The sequence below is a fragment of the Falsihalocynthiibacter sp. S25ZX9 genome, assembly GCF_041205405.1.
GTDB lineage: Bacteria > Pseudomonadota > Alphaproteobacteria > Rhodobacterales > Rhodobacteraceae > Falsihalocynthiibacter > Falsihalocynthiibacter arcticus.
In genome coordinates, this window is record NZ_JBGFCD010000325.1 from 1 (window position 1) to 283 (window position 283).

A 283-nucleotide genomic window follows, 5' to 3' on the forward strand; every position below is an offset into this window, starting at 1 on the left:
TGAAGCCAAAGTTGTGTTGAAAGTAGGGCCCGTCAAAGCGCGATTTTTAGGCAATGTAGTTTTGGACACTTCGGGCGCACCGCATCAGTTTTCGCTTACTGGCAACGGCAACGGCGGGGTCGCGGGCTTTGCCAAGGGCGGTGCCGATGTCATCCTTGAGGCAGATGGCGAGAATACCCTTCTGAAATATACGGCCAAAGCTGACATCGGTGGAAAAATCGCTCAATTGGGCAGCCGTCTTATGACCAGTACAGCCAAGAAACTGGCGGGGAAATTCTTTACG

Annotated in this window: 1 protein-coding gene; it reads left to right on the top strand. The window is 52.7% G+C overall.

What is annotated here, in order from left to right; translation table 11 throughout:
- Positions 1 to 283, top strand: a 283-nt coding sequence (locus AB9F29_RS22430; protein WP_369757318.1) for a CoxG family protein, incomplete at both ends; no start/stop codon positions are given.